Below are 18199 nucleotides of genomic sequence, written 5' to 3' on the forward strand. Positions count from 1 at the left end.
AATTTTCACTTCATTTGTGTGAGATATGATATGTTTTCGCGCCAAAAGCGGGTCCATAACCTGTATTACAGGATATTATAGCAGCTGCCTCCTAATCTGGAAAGATCCTGGGAGCTTGCGGCTTTTTTTGTTTTTGCGGGAAAAAGCACTGAATTGTCTAAAATATTATACCCCACACTGCAGGATTTCCCCATTTCCGTAAAAATGCACATAACTCCGTTATAAGCAGACCTTGGTCCTGAAGGTGCTTAGAGATACTCTGGAACTGAACGTCCGTACCTCCGAGGACAACTGCGGGAAGGGCGGAACATTCCCCTAGAGAAGGAGAAATCAAATATGGCAAAAGTGGCGGACAAATATCTGAAGGTCGATCCGTGGGCGATTATAGAAGAGGGCTTTGATCCGGAGCGTAACCGGACCTCGGAATCCATTTTTTCGCTGGGCAATGAGTATATGGGCGTGCGGGGGTATGCCGAAGAAGGGTACAGCGGAGATTCGCTGCCTGGCAGCTACTTGAATGGGCTAAACGAGCAGATGGATGTCGGCAACCATTACAAGGGCATTATCCGGACACTCCGTTATATGGTAAATGCGGTGGACTGGCTGTATACCCGGATATCCGTTAATGGCTCACAGCTCGATCTGGCCCATAGCAAGGTTACGAATTACTCCCGCAGACTGGATTTCCGTACCGGGACATACCGGAGGGGATTCATCTGGCATCTGCCGGACGGCAAACAGCTGCAGATCAGCTTCACGCGCCTGGTAAGTATGACATTGTCTCATCTGGGTCTGCAGCAGATCACCTTTGAGCCGCTTAACTTCACGGGGAGTGTAGATATCTGTACAGGTCTTGATTTCAACATGATCCACGAAGAACACGGCCAGAGCATGTGGAAGCAGCTGCGCAGCGGAGACGAAGGAGCGGTTACAGCTATTCTTGGAAGTACGCTGACAACCGGGAACAAGCTGTTCTCCGGGTTTATGCTTCAGTCCTCCCAGCCTTTAAATACAGAGCTTGTGGAGCGTGACCGGTTCATCGGACGGAAATTCTCGCTTGAACTGTCTCAAGGAGAACCGGCTTCCTTCACCAAGCTCGTCGTGAATGCAGCGGACAACAAAGCTTCCCGTACGGCGGATAGCCTCTGGGCTGAAGGTATGGAGCTTGCAGCAGGGGTAAGCGGGCTGGAAGAGCAGCAGGTGTTTGCTGACCAAGCGTCTTACTGGAGCGGTATCTGGGCAACCAGCGATATCACTATTGAAGGAGATCCCGAGAACCAGCAGGGCATCCGGTTCTGCATTTTCCAGCTGTATCAGACCTATCATGGAGATCATCCGGGCTATAACATCGGTGCCAAAGGGCTTACGGGTGAAGCATACCGCGGTCTGGCCTTCTGGGATACGGAATCGTACTGCCTGCCGTTCTATATGTTCAATAATCCGAAGGCGGCCCGCAGCCTGCTGGAGTTCCGCTATAAGACACTGCCGGAAGCCATGCAGCGCGGGAAGGATGTGGATTGCGAAGGCGCTTTTTATCCCATTGCCACGATTGACGGGACTGAGAGCTGTGATCTGTGGCAGCATTCTAACCTTCAGCTGCATGTGGGAACTGCCGTTTCCTACGGCATCTGGCATTATGTGAAGAATACAGGTGACCGGGAATTCCTCTACAGCAAAGGCGCCGAGATGCTGATTCAGATCAGCCGCTTCTATGCGACCCGCGGCCAGTGGGGTCAGCGCAGCGGGGAATACGGTTATTTCGGCGTCATGGGACCTGACGAATTTCAGCTGATGGTCAACAATAACTGCTATATCAATCTGATGGCTAAGAAATTATTTGAATTCACGCTCGAAACCATTGCCGGGATGAAGGTGAAGACGCCTGAAGCATATGCAGCCGTTGTTGCCAAAACGGTGCTCCATGAAGAGGAATTGGCCGATTGGGACAACAAACGCGAGCATATGAAGATTCCGCTGGATACGGAGAGCGGGGTGTATGAGGAGCATGACGGATTTTTTGATATGCCTCATATCGATATTCACTCGATTCCGGTGTCCGAATTCCCGCTCTACTCGAATTGGTCGTATGACCGCCTGTACCGCTATGACATGATCAAGCAGCCGGATGTGCTGATGTTCATGTTCTTATATAACGGACAGTTCTCCAGAGAAGCCAAGCTTGCGAATTATGAATACTACGAATCCAGATGTATCCATGAATCCTCACTCTCGCCGTCCATTCATTCCATTCTGGCCAGTGAAGTCGGCAAACATGAGGAAGCTTATCATTTCTTCGAGTTCGCTACCCGGCTGGATCTGGATAACTACAACCGCAATACCAGAGAAGGATTGCATACAACTTCGATTGCAGCAGCCTGGATGAACATTGTGTACGGCTTCGGCGGCATGCGTTCTGATGGTGCCCGTCTGTCCTTCCAGCCTACACTGCCGCAGCGCTGGACCTCCTATAGCTTCCAGGTGAGGTATGAGGGCGTGCTGCTCGGAATTATTGTGAACAAAGATTCGGTCAGCTTCAGAGCCATAGAGGGTGGAAGCACTGAAGTTACTATTTATGGTCAGCTGGTTCTAGTGGATGCTGCAGGTACGAGGCTTCCGCTCGGTGAAGGGATGATGGCATAATGAACTGGACCGTAAGCGAAAGCAGCTTCGAACCTGGCAGGATTACGACCAACGGGAATAAATATATGACCGGTAACGGGTATATGGGATTCCGGGGTGTGCTCGAGGAGTTCGGCAAGGAGCAGCTCACGGCTGTTACCTTGGCCGGGTTATACGACAGAGCGGGAGATAAGTGGCGTGAGCCGGTGAATGCCCCGAACGGAATGTTCACTATGATCAGCTGTGACGGGAAAGTGCTTAGCGTTCTGCAGACGGAGCCGCAGGCTCATATACAGAGCCTGGAACTCCGCACTGCAGTCCACCGGCGGGAGACGGTGTTCAGTATCCGGGACGGCGGGCAGGTGACCCTCACAGCTGAGCGGTTCGTCAGCATGGATCAGCTGCATGTGCTGGCCGGTAAATGGACAATTCATAGTACGGTGGATTGCGGGATAGAGATTAAGTCAGGGATTGACGGTGAGGTCTGGGATATCAACGGCCCCCATTTGTTTGAGCAGCGGATTCAGCTGAAGGAAGGCGTGCTACTGGCAACGGCTGTTACCGGTGAACTACAGCTGCCGGTGGCGGTTGCTGAGGAGGCGGATTTCGCATTTGCAGAGCAGCTTATCCATGGAGAGGCAGCGCTCCGTACGGTTTCTTTTGACGCCAAGGCTGGAGAGACTTATGAATGGTACAAATATGTGGCCGTGTTCACCGGGCTGGACATGGAGGAGGAACCTGCTGTACAGGCGGTACGAACAGTCAGGGCTGCGGCTGCGGCAGGTTATGCAGAGCTGCTGGCAGCCCATTGCCGGAAATGGGAAGAGCGGTGGTTAAGCAGCGATGTGGTGATCGAAGGAGATGATGATGCGCAGTTCGCTCTCCGGTACAGCATTTATCAGCTGCTGATTATTGCGCCAACGTTGTCTGAGAAAGTATCCATTCCTGCTCGCGGCCTATCCGGCCAAGTCTATAAAGGGGCTGTGTTCTGGGATACGGAAATGTTCATGCTGCCATTCTTCCTGCATAGTGATCCCGGCATTGCCCGCAATCTGATGATGTACCGCATCCATACACTGGACGGTGCCCGCCGTAAGGCAGCTGAGTATGGGTATCTGGGTGCTTTTTATGCCTGGGAGAGCCAGGATTCGGGAGATGATGCCTGCACACTGTTCAATGTGAATGATGTGTTTACCGGACGGCCAATGCGGACCTATTTCCGGGATAAGCAAGTGCATATCAGCGCAGATGTCGTGCACGGGATCTGGCAGTATATCCAGTTCACCGGAGATGACAGTATGCTTGCCGATGGCGGCGCTGAGGTCATCTGGGAATGTGCGCGCTTCTTGTACTCGTATGCTTATTATAATCCGGTGAAGAAACGTTATGAGATTCTGGATGTTACCGGACCGGATGAATATCATGAGCGGGTCAACAATAATGCGTTCACCAATGCACTGGTGCAGGAGACACTGGAAATTGCACTGCGGACAGCGGGTCTGCTGCAGGACAAATACCCTGCTGTGTATGCGGAGCTGGCAGGGCAGTTTGCTGACGGACCGTTCCTGGCTGAGTTCACAGATATGCTGGAGCATTTCTATGTTCCGCAGCCGGACCCGGACACTCTGGTTATTGAACAGTTCGACCGCTATCTGAAGCTGGAAGAGGTTGCGCTGGCTGAGCTGAAATCACGGGTGATCAACAAACATGAATACTGGGGTGGAGGCAACGGGCTGGCCACCTCCACAAGAATATTGAAGCAGGCTGATATCGTGCTGATGCTGAACCTGTTCAAGGGCAAATTCAGCAAGGAAGTGAAGCAGGCCAACTGGGAATTCTATGAGCCGCGTACCGAGCACGGATCAAGCCTCAGCCCGTGCATCTATGCACTTGTTGCTGCAGATATCGGCTCACCGGACTGGGGTTATCCGTATTTCATGCGCACTGCCACTGTAGATCTCACCGGAGAATCGAAGCAGTATGTCGGCGATCTATATATCGGCGGAACCCATCCGGCTGCGAACGGCGGTGCATGGATGGCAGCGGTGCTCGGCTTCGCAGGTCTGCAGTTTGATGGCGTGACCGCTGTGATGAATCCGGCGCTGCCTAAGGAGTGGAAAGCAGTGGAGCTGCCGGTTGTGCTGCGCGGAGACAGCTTCCGGCTGCAGATCAGCCGGGAAGAGATCACCGTTACCGCAGCGCCGGACAACAGCGAAGCTGTAGCATTCGCCGGCTTCGGCGGCGAACCGGAGCTGTGCTGTCCGGGTATGCAGCTGCGGCTGCGGGCTAAGGGGAAAGCGCAAGAGGCTGAACTTCAAATATTATCTGAAATGCAGGGCGGATTTACGCAGAAGTCTTAAACTCAGCTTGTATAAGCAAACAAGAAGCAATAAGGAGGACATATAACAGATGCTGGAGCAAATGAAAGGTGCAATTTTTGATCTGGACGGTGTAATTGTAGATACGGCCAAATATCATTATCTTGCGTGGCGCTCGCTGGCAGAAGAGCTTGGATTCCAGTTCACGGAAGAGCATAATGAACGGCTCAAGGGTGTAAGCCGGATGAGATCACTGGATATCCTGCTGGAGATTGGCGGGCTGGAATTCAGTGAAGCGGAGAAGCTTGTCATGGCAGATAAGAAAAACCGCCTTTACGTGGAATACATCTCCGGACTGGATGAATCGGAGCTGCTGCCTGGTGTCAAGGAATACCTCAGCGGTCTTAGAACGCGCGGTGTAGGGGTTGCCCTCGGTTCAGCCAGTAAGAATGCCGTATTTATACTGGATAAGCTGAATATTGCAGGGCTGTTCGATGCCGTTGTTGACGGCAATAAGGTATCCAGGGCAAAGCCGGACCCGGAAGTGTTTCAGACTGCATGCCGGGAACTGGGCCTGCAGCCGCAGGACTGCGTGGTATTCGAGGATGCCGAGGCCGGTGTAGCCGCCGGGAAAGCTGCGGGAATACAGGTCGTTGGCATCGGGAAACGGGAAGTGCTGAAGGAGGCTGATCTGGTAGTATCCGGATTGCATGAACTGTAAGACCTTGATAGAATTGCCTAGAGGAACTTATTTCCTCTACTACTTATTCTATTATAGAAGGAAAGCTTGAGGGATGATGATGGAAACGTTATTGCTATGGCCTGAGGGTGCGCCTGGAGCGCTGGGAACCAGTGATGAGGACCAGCCCGCGATTACACCTTATTTAGTTGAAGGCAAGCAGAATGCCGCTGTTGTGATTTGTCCGGGAGGCGGCTATGCGATGCGTGCCGATCACGAGGGAGGGCCGGTTGCAGAATGGTTGAATACACTCGGGATTTCAGCGTTTGTGCTGCGCTACCGTGTTGCACCTTATAAATACCCGTGTGCGCTGCAGGATGCGCAAAGAGCGCTGCGCACGATCCGCTTCCGGGCGGATGAATTCGGAATTGATCCGGACCGGCTGGCCATTCTGGGCTTCTCCGCCGGTGGACATCTCGCTTCTGCAGCCGGTGTGCTGTATGATCTCGGGAATGCGGATCACCCGGAGCCGCTCGAACGGCTGTCCAGCCGGCCGGACCGGCTGATTCTATGCTACCCGGTCATTTCCATGACCGAAGGGGTAACGCATCAGGGCTCGAAGGAGAACCTGCTGGGAGCAAGCCCGGATGAGCAATTGCCGCTGCGGCTTAGCAGTGAGTTCCAGGTGAGCGCAGAGACTCCGCCAACGTTCCTCTGGCATACCTCGGATGACGCTTCCGTTCCCGTAGAGAACAGCCTGCTGTTCGCCGCAGGGCTGAGCCGTCACCGTGTTCCGTTCGATCTTCACATTTATTCACATGGGATACACGGGATTGGTTTAGGAGCCGATGAGCCGCATACACGGACGTGGACCGATGCCTGTGCATCCTGGCTGGAATTGAACGGTTATACCAAAGCGTGAGCGTCTGCTTCTATGTCCGCGCCCAAAGGAGGTACATATAATGAAGCTTAGATTTTCACATGTGCATACAGCGGAAGAAACCGCTGAGGTTGCCCGATTGGCGGCGGAAATATGGCGCGAATACTATGTCTCGATTATTACCGCCGAGCAGATCGATTATATGCTTGGAAAGTTCCAATCGGTTCCGGCGATTACGGATCAGATCCATCATCAGGGTTATGAATATTACTTAATCCATAACGGTGAAGGCTCCACAGCCGGTTATATCTCGGCCAGACAAGAGGAAGGAAAGCTCTTCTTGAGCAAGTTTTATATAGGCAAGGAGTACAGGGGGCGCAGCTATGCCAGCCAGGCGTTGGCCTTCCTGGAGAAGCTGTGCCAAGACAGAAACCTGACTCATATTTGGCTAACGGTCAATCGTGATAATGAATCCAGTATTGCAGTCTATAAGAGAAAAGGCTTTCGGACCCTAAGGGAACAAATGGCGGATATCGGGAATGGATTCGTCATGGATGATTATATTATGGAAAAAGAAATTCCGGTCCCCTGAGAGAGGAACGGCATATTTATGAATAAGGATTCTTCCTATAATCAGTCGGTGACCTATTGGAAGCAATATCAAAAGTTTTTCCCTGATGACATGCAGATCAATGAAAATCACTTACCCACAGAAGAGTGGATGACCTGGAACAATGCTCATATTCACCTGGATCGTATGCCTGTTCCTGATGCACAATTGAAAATTATTTTCATTCATGGAGCTGGCGGCAATGGCAGGTTGCTCGCTCCTTATGCACGAATGCTGCAAACCTACGGTTATGAAGTAGTGTCGCCGGATCTGCCGCCTTATGGTCTAAGCTATACCGATTCAGCGGAATCATTGGATTATCAGCTCTGGATTGACATCCTTAATGAATTGATCGAACAGGAGCTGAAACGGGACGGCAAGCCTATCATTCTGCTGGGCTCCAGTATTGGAGGCATGTTAGCTTATCACACGGCTGTACAAAGTAAACGGGTCAAAGGGTTAATTGCAACAACATTTGTAGATACGAGTGATTCAAAAGTTCGTGATCAGTTAGCTCCTAACAAACTCATTAGCCGGTTAGGGGGATGGTGTATGGATCAATTTCCTTCCCTATTAGACTCCTTGCAGATCTCTGTGAATAAAGTATCCCGGATGAAATGGATTACGAACAACGCTGAACTGACCAGACTCATTATGAATGATCCTCTTGCGGCAGGCACATCTATTCCCTTACGCTTACTAAGAACGTTCTTAAATATGAAACCTGTGATTAAACCTGAGAACTTTGAGGTTTGCCCGGTATTGCTCGTTCATCCTCAATTAGACCCTATGACTCCTTACCGCTTCAGTAAACCGTTTTATGATAATCTCAAAAGCAGAAAAGAATATGTGAGTTTAGAAGGCGCCGGTCATTTTCCGATTGAACAACGGGGGCTGGAGCAGATGATTGTTGCTGTGCTTGCTTTTTTGAGAACGATTGAGAACGAACCCGATAGAGAATGATTGTGATAAAACCAGTCTGACACGGTAGCTTCGTGTTATGGCTGGTTTTTGTTTAAATATAATAATGTTGAAACTCCATACAAATGAACATAAAGAACTTTGAAATAAACCTATGTAAGCGCTTGTAGGTTTGTTATATTATTGAAACTGGAGGTGTATCCAGATGTTGTCGATGCTTATTAAACCTATCGTTAAGCTGAACGTCAAGCAGCAGCTGATTCTGCTGTTCCTGATTATGATCTCGCCCATCCTGATCCTGAACAGCTACGGCAACTATAAGGCGGAAGAGATTCTCAAGCGCCATGTGACCAATGCCTATGTGGAGCTGAACAAGCAGAATTTCGCCATCATTAACAGAGACATTGATACGGTTAACAAAATAACGACGACCGTCATCCAGAATCCGATCCTGCAGCAGCTGAATATGAGCGGGGATGATCCGGTGCTTGAACGCGTCGAACGGTACGAAACCATTGAGAAGCTGCTGGGCAGCTACTCCCAGGGAGCCGAGCGGGGCGACGGGATTTACTATTCGCTGTACGTGTATGATCCGGACAACTATTACTTTTTCGCTCCCAATTTCCCGCAGGTGAAGAAGGCGGGGGTTTATTTTTTCTCCAAGGGTGAAATGCCTTATTGGTTCGAGCAGGTGGTGCAGCAGAAAGGCCACGGGTATCTAATGTTCACGGAGAAGCTGAGCCCGCAGGCCGAGGATCTGAAGACCCTCACTTATGTCAGGGCAGTTAATAATATCTATAGAGGTGCAGGCACAATCGGCGTGCTGGTGGTGACCAAGATGGAATCGAAGATCGGAGAGTCGCTGAAATCCATCTCCCTGCCGGACGGGGAAATTTATTTGACGGATATGAACAACCGCGTGCTTGCCTCTACTACGAATTCAACGGGGGAAGTTATTGCTCTTCCAGAGGGTTCTGAAGCCGGTGACCCGGAGGGGACCGAGGATATCATCACAGATGATTTCATATATGTAGTCAACAACAATCACGCCTTCGAGCAGAAGCTGGTGTATAAGGTTCCGGTCAAGGCGCTGCTGCAGCAGCAGAACGAAATGAAACGTGTCATTCAATACATAACCGTTGCTTACGCGCTGTTTGGGCTGATCATTATCACCTACTTCTGGCGTTCGCTGATGACTCCTTTGCAGAAGCTGGCTTTTTTTGTGCGCAAGTATGAGCCTGGCAACCGCGTTCCCGAGACTCCCCGGAGAGGCAGCAATGATGAGGTCAGTGTGCTGATCGCTTCCACCTATGATATGGCCCGCAGGCTCAACAGCCTGATTATGTACAAATACCAGATGGAGATCAAGCAGAAGGAAGCCCAGCTGCAGCTGCTCTATCAGCAGATCAATCCGCATTTACTGTACAACACCCTGGAGAGTATTTATTGGAAAAGCTCGCTGGAGGGCAATGTGGAATCCGCGGAAATGATCAAGGAATTATCCAAGCTGATGAAGATCAGCTTAAGCCGGGGCCGGGAACTGATCACGCTTGAGGAGGAGCTGGAGCATGCCAGTGCCTATATCAAGCTGCAGCAGCACCGGTATGACTATGTGTTCGCCGTCATCTGGAATATTGCCCCTGAAACCAAAAGCAATCTGATTCCCAAGATCACCCTGCAGCCGTTAATCGAAAATGCCATTATTCACGGTGTCAAAAATATGGATGAGGACGGCGAAATCATCATCACCTCCGTTCTGCAGAATGACAGGATTCTGATTACCATTGAGGATAACGGCTATAAGCAGGTCGATTATAAGGCAATCGACTATGTACTGAATGATGAAAGCCCCAACCCGGCCAGCGGATATGGAATACGCAATATCAATCAGCGTGTGCATCTGCATTTCGGCCAGGATTACGGGATCAGCTACGGACCGCGTACCGGCGGAGGAACCGTGGTGACAGTGACGCTTCCGAAATCAGAGACTATAGAGTAGAGGAGAGATCAAGGTGTTCAATATACTGGTTGTTGATGATGAGCCGCTTATTTGTAAAGGGCTAAGCAGTCTGCTGGCCGCTTCAGGCCTTGATATTGACCATATTTATACCGCGAACAGCGGATTTGAGGCACTGGATTGTATCCGGATGGAAGAGATTGATCTGCTCGTTACGGATATTCAGATGGGAGCGATGAGCGGCATCGAGCTGATGCAGCATGCCAAAATGGCCAAACCCTGGGTGCAGACGATCGTCATCTCTGCGCATGAGACCTTTCAGTATGCCCAGATGGCCGTCCGGCTGGGAGCCAAGGATTATCTGATCAAGCCGCTGAACAGTGAGCAATTCCTTGATTCGGTGCGCAGTGTAGTCCTCAAGATGGATAAGCCGTCACCGGAGCTGGCCACCTACATGGACGGGATCAGTGAAAGCTTCCGCCTGGAGGAGCCTCTACCGGAGTATAGCGAACTGCTGAATACGCTGCTTGCCGAAACCGCTTCAGTGCTGGGGAGGGAGGAGGAGCTGCGTAAGCTGGATGAGCTGAAGCTGCAGGGACCATTTTTTGCCGTCATCAAAATCAAGCTCCCCATGCCGGAAGAACGGCGTGAGCAGAAATATACTTCCCGTGACCGCAGTCTGCTGCGTTATGCCGCCCTGAATATTGCCAAGGAGCTGCTCGATCAGGAGTGGAACTCTACAGCCTTCTATTCACCGGACCAGGAGATTACAGTGATTATCCAGTGGGATGAGAAGAGCTACGAGGAATCGGCCACCGGCCAGGTAGGACGGCTTGATGTGCTCGGGCGCAGTCTGCATTTCAATATCCACCGCTATCTGCATCTGAATGCTGTAATCGGCATCAGCCAGATTCTGAAGGGGATTAGCTTCATGGATGTGCTGAACCGCCAGGCTTCGAAGGCTATTCTATGGAACAAAGAGCATGCCGACCACTATGTGTTCTACTATGGCGATTTCAACTGGAACAATTATGCCGCTGATCCGTCACCCGAGGAGCTGCATACGCACAGCAATCTGATTGTGCAGAAGGCCAAGGAGTATATTGACGGGAATTACGCCCAGAAGGGCTTAACGATCCATGAGGTTGCCAAGAAGAACCATGTCAGCCCCAACTATCTGAGTTACCTGTTTAAGAAAAATACAGGTCATAACCTTTGGGAATATGTGATCAAGCTGCGGATGGAGGACAGCCGGGAGATGATTCTGAATACCGATCTGCGCCGGTATGAGATTGCCGAGCGGGTGGGATATGAGTCGCCGGAGCATTTCAGCAAGATTTTCAAAAAATACTACGGAATCAGCCCCAGTGAACTGAAGAAGTAAGAACGCTTACGATTGCCATAGATATAGACATGTTCAGCCTCCCCCTCATTTTCTACAATTAAGGTAGGAAGCACTTTGCGAAAGTGCTGAAAGACGAAAGGAATGAGGGAGCCAGAATGAACCAGTCTGCTGCGTTACATGATCACCTGCCAGCGGAGCTCGAGAGCAAGCCGTATAAACAGAACCGCTGGAAAAAGAATTTTTGGGGCTTTATGTTCCTCGTCCCCGCGATCATCATCTTTATTATGTTTATGTGGGTGCCTATCTTCAAAGGATTCCTGTACAGCTTCTACACGGTCGATTTCGTCAAAGGAAATACATTCGTAGGCATGGACAATTATGCCAGAGCGCTTACGGACCCGGATGTGCTGATTGCTGTGAAGAATACCCTGTATTACATGCTGCTCTGCCTTGTGATCGGCTTCTGGGTACCGATTGCTTTTGCAATTGCGATCTCCGAGCTGAGGAAATTCGGCGGATTCGTACGCGTAGCGGCGTATTTGCCTTATGTAATGCCAGCGGTTGTCTTGTACGGACTATGGAGATGGCTGTATGATCCAGTCGGGCCGATTAATGCCCTGATTGGCAGCACGGGGGCAGATCAGATCGCTTTCCTGACGGATACCAGGTGGTCGATGATCTCGCTTGTCTTCATGGAGACCTGGCAGCAATTCGGCTCGGGGATGCTGATCTATCTCGCTGCGGTGCTCAGTATTCCCCGGGACTGGTATGAAGCCGCTGAGATTGATGGAGCCGGAGTCTGGGCCCGCATCCGCCATATTACGCTGCCGTCGCTGCGCAATCTGATTCTGCTCATGCTGATTCTGCAGATCATTGCTACCTCTCAAGGGTACCAGTCGCAGATGGCCCTGCTTGACGGAGGACCGAACAATGCTACGCTGACCTATGCGCTGCTCATTGTGAAATATGCTTTTACAAGACTGGATTATGGTACGGCGACTGCGCTGGGAATGCTGATGTTTGTTGTTCTGGGCGGTTTGGGCATCTTACAGTTCAAGCTTAACAAGGAGGACAACTAGGATGAAGAGCGCAGACAGAGGGATTCTCTCCGAACATGATCTTAAGAAGACCGGCAACAAAATCGTATACGGAATCATGGTGTTTTTTATTCTGTTAATGATTTTTAGCATGCTATATCCTATTTTGATGACCATGTTCAACGGACTTAAGTCCAATGTTGAGGTTAACTCATTCCCGCCGCATTTTTTCCCGCAGGAGTGGCATTTCAGCAACCTTAAGGATGCACTGGATTATATCAATCTGCCGATGTTCCTGCGGAACACGCTGTACATCTTTGTCGGGAACATGGTAGCTACCCTGGTTGTACTGGGCCTGGCTTCCTTCAGCATCTCGCGGATGAATGTGCCTTACCGCAAGGCCTTCTATTTCTTCTTCCTGATGACGCTGTTTATTCCGGCCACAAGCTATATGATCCCGAACTTTGTCAATCTCAAGGAACTCGGGCTGCTGAACCAGTATGCTGCTTTCTGGCTGCCGGCTGGTGCGAATACCTTCTTCTTCCTGCTGCTTAAGAACTTCTTCGACGGGATTCATCCGGAGATTCTTGAAGCCGCACGGATTGACGGGGCCTCGGAGCCGAGAAGCTTCTTCACCATTGCCGTTCCGCTGTCGATTCCGATTTTTGCGACACTGGCAATCTTTATCTTCTCCACAGCCTGGAATGACTGGTTCTGGCCTTCGCTAGTCATGCACAGTGAGGATAAGTACACACTCGCCACAGCGATCTATAAATACGTTATTAATGTAAAAGCACTGAATACGAACATCAAATTTGCCATTCTGTTCCTTGTGTCTTTACCGCCGATCCTGGTCTTCCTTGTTTTCCAGAAGTTCATTATGCGCGGCGTTTCCCTGTCGGCTGTCAAAGGGTGATCAAAATTATGCTGCAGGAGGATACGGATCGTAAACCTGCACATGAAAGGAATATAAATACACCTCGTTTGTAAACGGTTTCTCTTTTATGATGAATTTGTAAGCTAATTATGAATTGAAAAGGGGAGTTTCAATGCGTAAATTTTCCAGCGTATTAGCATGTCTCCTGGTGACGGGATCGTTATTGTCCGCTTGCGGCGGCAATAATAACGGGAACAAACCGGCGGCAAATGGAGGAGAGGCGACGCCTGCACCAGCAGCTACTAATGCAGCAGAGGAGACCGCTGCTCCGACAGAGGCACCGGTAGATGATATCACCCAGAGAAAAGTAACGATCAAAATTCACTATCCTACCCCTGACCTTACCGAGGTAAGAGCACAGGAGGATGACAAGATCAAGCGGTTCCAGGAGGTCTATCCGAATGTAGAGATTGTCAAGGATGACTGGCAGTACAATGTAAGCGAAATCGGGGTGAAGATGGCAGCGAATGAAGCTCCTACCTTCTTCAACACCTATGCAACTGAAGCGAAATTCCTGGTCGAGAAGGGCTGGGTCGCTGATGTTACGGATCTGTGGAACAACTATGAATTCAAGGATCAGATTAACCCTGTCCTGCAGAACCAGTTCATTATTGACGGCAAAGTGTATGGCGTAACGCAAAAGGGTTATGTCACTACAACGATGATTAATAAAAAGATGCTGGATGAAAAAGGTGTAGCCGTCCCTCCAATGGACTGGACCTGGGATGATATGCTGAATACCGCCAAAGGGGTAGCGGATACCAAGAAGGGGATCTCCGGTATTGCTCCAATGGGTAAAGGCAACGAAGCAGGCTGGAATTGGACCAACTTCCTGTTCGAAGCAGGCGGTGAAATCCAGAAGATTGAAGGCGGTAAGGTTGTGGCTACATTCAATTCGGATGCCGGTGTGAAGGCGCTGGATTTCTATAAGAAGCTGAGATGGGAAGCCAAAGCAGTTCCTCAGGACTGGGCGCTTGGCTGGGGCGATGCTGTCGGCGCGTTCCAGCAGGGACGTACTGCTATGGTAATGGCCGGATCTGACGGTGTTATCGAGCAGGCGCTCAACCAGGGCGGACTCAAGCCTGAAGATGTACTTACTTACCCGATGCCAGCTGCTGAAAAAGGCGGCAAGCATACCGGCGTACTCGGCGGTGACTATCTGGTTATCAATCCGAACGCCAGCAAAGACGAGCAGGAAATGGCCTTCCGCTATATTACTTTCGATTACTTCTCTGACAAAGGCCTTGAAGCTCTTGACGCGATTATCAGCCAGCGCAAAACGGACGGCAAATACTACATCCCGCCGCTCCTTGATTACTATGCTGCTGATTCCGACTTCGGCAAGAAGACCAAAGCTGTCTATGACAAGTACGACATCGTTTATCAATACAGCCCTGAAATTATGGCGCTGCTGGATGGTAAGCCTGAAGCACAATACAATACTCAGGATTACTACGCAACCATGTCCAATGTAATCCAGGAGCTGTTCTCTAAGGATGGTACAGATTCCAAAGCCCAGCTCGACGCTGCCGCCAAAACTGTTCAAGAGAAATTCTTCGATACTATCAAAGTGGAATAGTCACTTGCTGAATGAGTGGTTACGATGCTTGATAGAGGATTTATAACGCTAAGGCAGGAGACCCGGTCTCCTGCCTTTTTGCTTGCTCTGATTTATATTTATACTTCTATGTAAGAGAATGCGGCAGGAGAGTAGAGCTGACGAAGATTAGGAAGAACATCAGATAGCACCATTATTCTGGGGGAAAAACAAGGCTGAAGAGCTGGATTCAAGAAAAGCAGGGGAGGCTAGATGGCGGGCGTTCGCAAATCGGACAAATATAAATGAATTATCACACAACAAATGGAAAATAGACTATAATATGATCGAATGAAAGCGCTTTGAAAACAAATCAAAAAAAACTTTATACTTTGTGAAAGATTTCACTATACAAGGTGAAAAGGATATGATAAGATAAATGTGTAGAGAAAAACAACCTAAAAATTGACAGGAGGACGAGGGAGATGGCAGTTAAAAACGAAGTCGCCGCCCAAGTGAAACAAACCACCGCTGAAGAATATATTCAGACTTTGGTGGATAAAGCAAAGAAAGCTCATGAAGCGTTCATGGGACTGGATCAAGAGCAAACTAACACAATCGTTCATGCAATGGCGTTGGCCGGACTCGACAAACATATGTACCTGGCTAAGCTGGCCGTTGAAGAAACAGGACGCGGTGTCTATGAAGACAAAATTACGAAGAACATCTTCTCAACTGAATATATCTGGCACGGAATTAAGTACGACAAGACAGTAGGCGTTATTGAGGATAACGCTTATGACAACTTCCAGAAGATTGCTGAGCCTGTCGGAATCATTATGGGTATCACACCGGTAACCAACCCAACATCCACCACGATGTTTAAAGCTTTGATTTCCGCTAAGACACGTAACCCTATTATATTCGGATTCCACCCATCAGCGCAAGAGTGTAGTGCGGCAGCCGCCAAAATTCTACATGATGCAGGTGTGAAGGCTGGCGCTCCTGAGAACTTCATCCAATGGATCGAACTTCCGACCATGGACAAAACAAACGCACTGATGAACAATCCTGACGTTGCACTGATTCTGGCAACCGGCGGATCGGCAATGGTTAAAGCGGCTTACAGCTGCGGCAAACCGGCACTCGGCGTAGGTCCTGGTAACGTTCCTGCTTTCATTGAGAAGAGTGCTGACATTGATCAGGCAGTGACAGACATTATCCTTTCCAAAACATTTGATAATGGTATGATCTGTGCTTCCGAGCAAGCGGTTATCATTGAAGAAGCGATTTTTGACCAAGTGAAGAAGAAAATGATTGCGAACGGCTGTTACTTTGTAAACAAAGAAGAAGCTGCCAAGCTCACAAGCGGCGCAATGAACGTAGAAAAATGTGCGGTTAACCCGGCTATCGTCGGCCAATCCGCAGTGAAGATCGCTGAAATGTGCGGAATTCAGGTTCCTGCAGGCACGAAGATCCTGGTAGCTGAACTTGAAGGCGTAGGTACCAAATATCCGTTGTCCGCTGAGAAACTGAGCCCGGTTCTGGCTTGCTACAAAGTGAAGAACGCAGACCAGGGTATCGAACGCGCAGCTGAAATCGTTGAATTTGGCGGCATGGGCCACAGCTCGGCTATCCACTCCAACAACGAAGAAGTAATCATGAAGTTCTCCAACCGTCTGCAAACCGGACGTATTCTCGTCAACTCGCCATCCACACACGGCGCAATCGGCGATATTTACAACACCAATATCCCTTCATTGACACTGGGCTGCGGATCTTATGGACGCAACTCTGTATCGCAAAACGTGACTGCAATCAATCTGATCAACGTGAAAAGGGTGAACCGTCGTACCGTGAATATGCAATGGTTTAAAGTACCTGACAAGATTTACTTCGAAAAGGGATCCACACAGTACCTGGCCAAAATGCCTGATATCACTCGCGTAGCTATTATTACTGACCCTATGATGGTTAAACTGGGCTATGTGGAAAGAGTTGAGCATTACCTGCGTCAACGCCAGACTCCGGTAGCGATCGAAGTGTTCTCGGAAGTTGAACCGGATCCATCGACAACTACTGTAGAAAAAGGCGCTGCAATGATGAACAGATTCCAGCCGGACTGCATCATCGCACTCGGCGGCGGTTCCCCAATGGATGCTGCAAAAGGAATGTGGTTGTTCTACGAACACCCGGATGCAGACTTCAACGGCCTGAAACAGAAGTTCATGGATATCCGCAAACGGGTATACAAATTCCCTAAGCTCGGCAACAAAGCGAAATTCGTTGCGATTCCAACAACTTCCGGTACAGGTTCTGAAGTAACTTCGTTCGCAGTTATCACAGACAAGACAACTGGCAATAATACTAAGTATCCGCTTGCTGATTATGAGCTGACTCCAGACGTAGCTATTATTGATCCGGAGTTTGTATACAGCTTGCCGAAAACTGCTGTTGCCGATACAGGTATGGATGTATTGACACATGCAATTGAAGCTTATGTATCTGTAATGGCCAGTGACTATTCCGATGGTCTGGCAATCAAAGCCATTCAACTGGTATTCCAGTGGCTGGAGAAATCCGCACTGCAAGGCGACAAGCTTGCCCGCGAAAAAATGCACAACGCTTCGACTCTGGCAGGTATGGCTTTCGCTAATGCATTCCTGGGTATCAACCACAGCTTGGCGCACAAATGGGGCGGACAGTATCACACAGCACATGGCCGTACCAATGCCATCCTGATGCCGCATGTTATCCGTTACAATGCCAAGAAACCTACGAAGTTCGCTTCGTTCCCTAAATATTCGCACTTTGTAGCTGACGAACGGTATGCTGAAATTGCCCGTATCCTGGGATTGCCAGCACGCACTACCGAAGAAGGCGTAACCAGCCTGATCAATGCAATCCGCGACATGAACAAAAAACTCGGTATCGAAGAATCCTTCTCGGCTCTTGGCTTTGATCCTAAGGACTTCGAATCCCGTGTAGATTACCTGGCTGACCGTGCATTTGAAGACCAATGTACAACTGCCAATCCAAAAATGCCGCTGGTATCTGAACTTGCTGATGTATACCGCAACGCATTCTACGGAAGATTCGACAACTAATCTAAGATTGTCTGGCAAAGAATAAGGTTAAAGGTTAATATGGAACTGGATGGAAGTGACAAATATCACCGAAAGAGTGATATTTGTCACAGTTCTTTTTCAGAAAATAAACTAAAATGTTTATATAAACAACGATCCCAGTTATGAAGCCGCGATTGTGAATTTTATAACAACCAATAGCTATGGGATCACGAGACACGGGATTAACCTTCAAGCCCGCGATCTCTACAAATATACTAAATATAAATGGAG

12 protein-coding genes are annotated in these 18199 nt (G+C 49.6%); all 12 read left to right on the plus strand.

What is annotated here, in order from left to right; all coding sequences use genetic code 11:
* The first annotated feature begins 336 nt into the window (after positions 1-336).
* Entirely contained in the window at positions 337-2640 is a 2304-nt protein-coding gene (locus tag NYE33_RS16555; protein ID WP_341066706.1) for a glycoside hydrolase family 65 protein, read from the plus strand.
* Positions 2640-4979, plus strand: a complete 2340-nt coding sequence (locus tag NYE33_RS16560; protein WP_341066710.1) for a glycosyl hydrolase family 65 protein — start codon at positions 2640-2642, stop codon at positions 4977-4979. Before NYE33_RS16555 ends, NYE33_RS16560 begins: the two co-directional genes overlap by 1 nt.
* Before the next feature lie 49 nt (positions 4980-5028).
* Entirely contained in the window at positions 5029-5658 is a 630-nt protein-coding gene (gene pgmB / locus NYE33_RS16565; protein WP_042138768.1) for a beta-phosphoglucomutase, read from the plus strand.
* Positions 5659-5737: 79 nt separating this feature from the next.
* Positions 5738-6538 (plus strand): alpha/beta hydrolase, encoded by an 801-nt coding sequence (locus NYE33_RS16570; RefSeq protein ID WP_341068696.1) that lies wholly within the window; start codon positions 5738-5740, stop codon positions 6536-6538.
* Between the two features lie 40 nt (positions 6539-6578).
* Entirely contained in the window at positions 6579-7088 is a 510-nt protein-coding gene (locus tag NYE33_RS16575; RefSeq protein WP_042138767.1) for a GNAT family N-acetyltransferase, read from the plus strand.
* An 18-nt stretch (positions 7089-7106) separates the two neighbouring features.
* Positions 7107-8069 (plus strand): alpha/beta hydrolase, encoded by a 963-nt coding sequence (locus NYE33_RS16580; RefSeq protein WP_076245649.1) that lies wholly within the window; start codon positions 7107-7109, stop codon positions 8067-8069.
* A 163-nt stretch (positions 8070-8232) separates the two neighbouring features.
* Positions 8233-10026, plus strand: a complete 1794-nt coding sequence (locus tag NYE33_RS16585; RefSeq protein WP_076245646.1) for a cache domain-containing sensor histidine kinase — start codon at positions 8233-8235, stop codon at positions 10024-10026.
* A gap of 13 nt (positions 10027-10039) precedes the next feature.
* Complete coding sequence (locus NYE33_RS16590) at positions 10040-11368, plus strand: response regulator (protein ID WP_042138764.1); 1329 nt, start codon at positions 10040-10042, stop codon at positions 11366-11368.
* Between the two features lie 116 nt (positions 11369-11484).
* A complete protein-coding gene (locus NYE33_RS16595; protein ID WP_042141372.1) occupies positions 11485-12408 on the plus strand; it encodes a carbohydrate ABC transporter permease in 924 nt (307 codons plus the stop codon).
* Between the two features lies 1 nt (position 12409).
* The gene (locus NYE33_RS16600; RefSeq protein ID WP_341066713.1) at positions 12410-13282 is read left to right on the plus strand and encodes a carbohydrate ABC transporter permease; all 873 of its coding nucleotides are present in this window, start codon (positions 12410-12412) and stop codon (positions 13280-13282) included.
* A gap of 133 nt (positions 13283-13415) precedes the next feature.
* Positions 13416-14882 carry an ABC transporter substrate-binding protein gene (locus tag NYE33_RS16605; protein WP_042138762.1) on the plus strand — a complete coding sequence of 489 codons (1467 nt, stop codon included), beginning with the start codon at positions 13416-13418 and terminating at the stop codon, positions 14880-14882.
* Between the two features lie 443 nt (positions 14883-15325).
* A complete protein-coding gene (gene adhE, locus NYE33_RS16610) occupies positions 15326-17947 on the plus strand; it encodes a bifunctional acetaldehyde-CoA/alcohol dehydrogenase (RefSeq protein ID WP_042138761.1) in 2622 nt (873 codons plus the stop codon).
* The last annotated feature ends 252 nt before the right edge of the window (positions 17948-18199 follow it).

The sequence above is a fragment of the Paenibacillus sp. FSL R10-2199 genome (assembly GCF_038000235.1).
Taxonomy (GTDB): domain Bacteria; phylum Bacillota; class Bacilli; order Paenibacillales; family Paenibacillaceae; genus Paenibacillus_AQ; species Paenibacillus_AQ phytohabitans.